At 55.9% G+C, this 5,574-nt stretch carries 3 protein-coding genes and 1 pseudogene; all 4 read left to right on the plus strand.

Annotation, left to right across the window (positions count from 1 at the left end):
- A pseudogene (locus ACOSYY_RS02035) lies at positions 1–332 on the plus strand (hypothetical protein); the annotation flags it as partial.
- A gap of 212 nt (positions 333–544) precedes the next feature.
- The gene (locus ACOSYY_RS02040; RefSeq protein WP_421660603.1) at positions 545–2,608 is read left to right on the plus strand and encodes an alpha-1,4-glucan--maltose-1-phosphate maltosyltransferase; all 2,064 of its coding nucleotides are present in this window, start codon (positions 545–547) and stop codon (positions 2,606–2,608) included.
- A 79-nt stretch (positions 2,609–2,687) separates the two neighbouring features.
- Complete coding sequence (locus tag ACOSYY_RS02045) at positions 2,688–4,259, plus strand: putative maltokinase (protein ID WP_421660604.1); 1,572 nt, start codon at positions 2,688–2,690, stop codon at positions 4,257–4,259.
- 81 nt (positions 4,260–4,340) lie between these two features.
- On the plus strand, positions 4,341–5,574 hold a 1,234-nt coding region (gene glgB / locus ACOSYY_RS02050), incomplete at its 3' end, for a 1,4-alpha-glucan branching protein GlgB (protein WP_421660605.1).

The following is a 5,574-nucleotide window of genomic DNA, read 5'->3' on the forward strand; positions in this document are numbered from 1 at the left end:
TGGTATTGCTGATCGGCGTGCTATCCGCGAATTTCTTCTCGGAGGCGGCGCTGATCGCGGCGGTGAATGCGCAACTGCAAGAGGCACGCATCGTGGCAAGTCTGGTTCGGTGGGGGATTCTGTTATTCACATTTGCCATGGTGCTGACGCAGTTGGGCATCGCCAAAGAGATCGTCATCTCGGCGTTTTCTATTACGTTCGGGGGCGTCGTGTTCTCGCTCGCCCTTGGCGTGGGTCTCGGAATCCGGCATCTGATGCGCGAGGCCATTGAACGACGCCTGGGAAAGGGAAAAGAAAAGGAAGAGAAGATCGACGAGCTGTCGCATCTGTAGGTTCGCGACGCGCAGGAGAATGGGGCGCACGGCGTGATGAATAAAGAGCCCATGCTTGTGCGCGGCAGCGAGGTCCGCGCCATGCCGAATAAGGCATGGCAGGTTTGTGGATGCTCGCGAGATGTGGCCGGGCCGTATCTCGGTCTGCGTGCAGTATTCCGCGAGCGTCAGTGTTTAAAGACGCGATCAGAGAAACAAGATACGAGAATCAGATGAAACAACTAAATAAAAAATCTAATCTTCCGGCCGTTGCCACATCGGATCAACCAGTGACCAAAGCGCGTCCATTGAACGACATCGGCGATCAGGTCGATGGGCGCCGCCGTGTCGCGATCGAAGACGTACGGCCGGAAATTGACGGCGGCCGGTTCCCAATCAAGCGAGTGGTGGGGCAGTCAGTGGTGGTGGAGGCGGACGTGTTCGCCGACGGCCATGACGAGATTTCCGGCGCGATCCGGTACCGGCATGAACGAGAACAGCATTGGACCGATGTGCCGCTGATCTTCGTGGAGAACGACCGGTGGCGCGCCTCCTTCGAGGTCCGCGAGCAAGGCCTCTATTATTACACTGTGATCGCATGGATCGATCACTTCCGATCCTGGCAGCGCGATATGCGCAAACGCGTCACTGCCGATCAAGATGTGACGATGGATCTCTTGATCGGACGGGATTTGATCAAAGCGGCTGCGCTTCGCGCGGACGGGGCGGACGAGGAGCGGCTCCATGCGATCATCATGGCGATGGAACATGGCGAGAAGCGTGAGCAAATACTGAAGACTGTTCTGGAACAAGAACTGCTTGCTGTCATGGCACGGCATGCGGACCATCCCTGGCCGACCGTTTATGATAAGGAATTGGCGGTCATCGTGGACCGAGCCAGGGCGGGATTCGGGGCCTGGTATGAGATGTTTCCGCGCTCATGCGCATCAGAGCCTGACCGTCATGGTACCTTCCGCGATTGCGAAGATCGTCTTCCCTACATTGCCGGGATGGGGTTCGACGTCTTGTACCTTCCTCCGATTCATCCGATCGGCCGAACATTCCGAAAGGGCAAGAATAACGATCCGAATGGAAATCCTGATTCGGTGGGAAGTCCGTGGGCCATCGGTGCCGCTGAGGGAGGCCACCAGGCGATTCACCCGGATCTCGGTACGGCCGAGGATTTCAGGCGACTCACCGGGAAGGCCAAAGAGCAGGGTATGGAAGTCGCGCTCGATTTAGCCTTTCAATGTTCGCCCGATCATCCCTATGTCAAGCAACACCCTGAATGGTTCGTGCAGCGCCCGGATGGCACCATTCAATATGCTGAAAATCCCCCGAAGAAGTATCAGGACATCTATCCGTTGAATTTTGAAAACGATCGGTGGGCTTCTTTATGGCAGGAACTGAAGGAGGTCGTGATTCATTGGATCGATCAAGGTGTCAGGATTTTCCGGGTCGACAATCCTCACACCAAGCCGTTTGCATTCTGGCACTGGCTGATCGCAGAAGTGAAACGCGATTATCCGGATGTGTTGTTCCTTTCGGAGGCCTTTACGCGACCGAAGGTCATGTACCGCTTGGCGAAAGTCGGCTTCACCCAGTCATACACGTATTTTGCGTGGCGGCAGACCAAGGCTGAGCTGACTCAGTACTTCACCGAATTGACCAAGACGGATGTGCGGGAGTTTTTCCGCCCGAATCTGTGGCCCAACACGCCGGATATCTTGACGGAACAATTGCAACACGGTGGCCGCCCCGCTTTTATGTCTCGTTTCATTTTGGCCGCCACTCTGGGAGCGAATTACGGCATCTATGGTCCCGCATTTGAACTGATGGAGTCACGGCCGCAAAAGCCCGGCAGTGAGGAATATCGCGATTCGGAAAAATATGAAATCCGCGAATGGGATCTGGATCGATCGGACAGCCTTCAGGAATTGATCCACCGGATCAATCGTATTCGCCATGAGAATCCAGCTCTCCAAAACGATCTGAGTCTGACATTTCATCAAGTGGACAATGATGAGCTGATAGCCTACAGCAAGCATTCCATTGACGGGGAGAATGTGCTGCTCATGGTGGTGAATATCAGTCCCCATTATGTCCATTCCGGCTGGGTGCAGCTGGACCTCGATGCGCTAGGAATACCGGCAGACAAGCCGTTCCAAGTCCTGGACCTGGTCACCGACGCTCACTACACCTGGGAGGGACCACGGAACTATGTGCGGCTCGATCCGCATTCGATGCCGGCCCATATATTTCTCGTGCGGCGCAATTTCCGAACCGAGCAACTTTGATTGTATGTAAGCCATCTACACAGAGAGCTTATGAGCAATGGTCTTCCGGGTACGTACAGACATCGCCTGCTCTTGATCTATGCTGACTGTCAACGACAATTGGGAGCGGCTACTCCACCGGGATACCGTCGGCGCGCTTGAAGCGTTGCTACCGTCGACCCTTTTGTCTATTCGATGGTACGGAGGCAAGGCGAGGATGATAGCCGCGGCTCGCGTCAAGGAGACCATTCCTCTTCGCACACGCACCCATTCGATGTTCCTCATCGTTATCGACGTTTCCTATAAAGATGGCGGCCATGATCTCTATACAACGATACTCACAGCCTCATTCGGTGAGCAGGCAGTTCAAATGCAAAAATCCCATCCGGAGGCCGTGTGGGCAGAGTTGACCACTACCGACCGCAACGAAAGCCGTCGAGGATTGTTGCACGATGCCTTGTGGGATCACGCCTGTGCCGACGCGCTGCTCGGTGCTATCCGCCAAGGGAATGAATTCCAGGGTGAGAACGGAAAGCTTGTCGCTTCCTCAAGCCACGCTTTGTCAACGGCTCTCGTGGAAGCGGCATCGGGGGAATCATTCGTCATGCAAGGAGAGCAAAGCAATACCTCCGTCAGGTTCGGTCGGTACGCGATGCTAAAACTCTATCGGCGTTTGGAGCCGGGACTCAACCCTGACTTGGAGGTCGGTCGTGCATTGACATCGGCAGGATACACGCATAGCCCCGCGGTGTTGGGCTCATTGGAATATGCCGGGCGCAACCAAGAGCCGGCTACTGTCGCGATTGTGCATCGGTTCGTTGAGAATCAAGGCGATGCCTGGCGATATACACTGAGCCAATTGGAAAGGGAACTGGTGGACAGTCCCGGCTCGACCGCGTACGCAGGCAGCGCCTATGCCGATGCCGCGGCCCTGCTTGGGCGCCGGACCGCTGAACTACACCTTGCCTTGGCGCAAGACACCGCCGATCCGGCGTTCGCGCCGGAACCCTGTAGCGTGGACTATTGGCAATCGTTGCGGGATCGAATGATACGCTCTGTCGAGGATGCGCTGGCTCTGCTCGGTCGCCGGCTCCAGGACCTTCATGAATCGAACCGGCAACGAGCGACCCTCGTACTCGAATCGAAAGCCATATTGCTTTCCCGGCTGGAAGCTCCGATCAAGCGGAATCCCCAGGCGGTCAGAATTCGATGCCACGGTGATTTTCATTTGGGTCAGGTCTTGTATACGGGTCGCGACTTCATAATTATTGATTTTGAGGGCGAGCCGGCCAGACCATTGGCGGAGCGACGCTCGAAACATGTCCCGATCGTCGATGTGGCGGGGATGATCCGATCCTTCCACTATGCCGCTTGTGCGGCGCTCGATCGGGTAGGAAGTCGGTCCGATGGCGACGAGCGGCGATGGCGATCTGAGCTGGAACAGCAAACGACGAGGTGGTATCGGTCGGCGACGGATGCATTTTTGTCCGGCTATACAGAGACAACAGGCAAGGCTCCGTTCCTTCCGGAGCAGCCTGATGACCGTGACATGCTTCTGGGCGCGTATTTGATTGAAAAAGCCTGTTATGAATTGAGGTATGAACTAAACAACCGGCCTTCGTGGGCCGGAATTCCACTGAGCGGACTACTTCAGCTCGCACAACCTGTATGAATTCTGGATTCGATGGGTAGGGATTAGTAGGAGATGTCACCCTGTTCCAGGGTTCAGAATTCAGAATGATGGAGTGAACGAATGACACAGGAAGCGATGATGACTGTGGACGAACCGACGAGACTGACGAGTGACGATTTGTATCTGTTCAACGAAGGGTCATTGGTCAATCTCTATGAGAAACTGGGAGCGCATCCGGGCCGCGTGAACGGACAGGATGGAACGTTCTTCGCGGTCTGGGCCCCCGATGCCGAACGGGTATCCGTGATCGGCTCGTTCAACGACTGGAAACAGGAAACGCACCATCTGTTTCCCCGCGGCCACAGCGGGATTTGGGAAGGATTTGCGCCCGGGGTCGGTGTCGGGACCCTGTACAAGTATCATATCCGTTCGCGTTTCAACGGATATCGCGTGGACAAGACGGATCCGCTGTCATTTTTCAACGAGATTCCTCCTCAGACGGCCTCGATCGTCTGGGACTTGGCCTATCAATGGAACGATGCGGACTGGATGCGGCAGCGACGGAACCGGAATGCGCTCACCGCACCCATGGCGATTTACGAAATGCATGTCGGGTCATGGAGACGTGTGGCTGCGGAAGGCCATCGCTCCCTCAGTTATCGCGAGATGGCCCTTCCCCTAGCGGAATATGTCACGCAGATGGGATTTACGCATGTCGAGTTTCTTCCGCTCATGGATCACCCGTTCTTCGGATCATGGGGCTACCAAACCACCGGGTATTTTGCGCCCTCCGGCAATTACGGCACGCCACAAGATCTCATGTACTTGATCGACATCCTGCATCAGCACGGCATCGGCGTGATTCTCGATTGGGTACCGTCGCATTTCCCCACCGATGAACACGGGCTCGGTTACTTCGACGGGACGCACCTGTATGAACATGCGCATCCGAAGCAGGGGTTTCATCCGGATTGGAACACCTTCGTCTTCAACTACGGCCGTAATGAGGTGCGCAGCTTTTTGATCAGCAGCGCGCTGTTCTGGCTCGACAAGTATCATATCGACGGACTGCGGGTTGATGCGGTCGCGTCGATGCTGTATTTGGATTACTCGCGTAAAGAAGGCGAATGGATTACAAATCAATACGGCGGGCGGGAGAACCTGGACGCGATCTCCTTTCTGCGGCGATTCAACGAGGAAGTCTACACACGGTATCCGGACGTGCAGACCGCGGCGGAGGAATCCACGTCTTGGCCGGCGGTCTCGCGCCCAGGCTACGTGGGCGGGCTGGGCTTCGGCCTGAAGTGGGATATGGGCTGGATGCATGATACCTTGAAATACATGCAGACCGATC

The sequence above is a fragment of the Nitrospira sp. BLG_2 genome, from assembly GCF_049222245.1.

Coding starts and splice junctions, on each gene's coding strand:
- ACOSYY_RS02040 (WP_421660603.1), top strand. CDS start 545: ATGAAACAACTAAATAAAAAATCTAATCTTCCGGCCGTTGCCACATCG.
- ACOSYY_RS02045 (WP_421660604.1), top strand. CDS start 2,688: ATGCTGACTGTCAACGACAATTGGGAGCGGCTACTCCACCGGGATACC.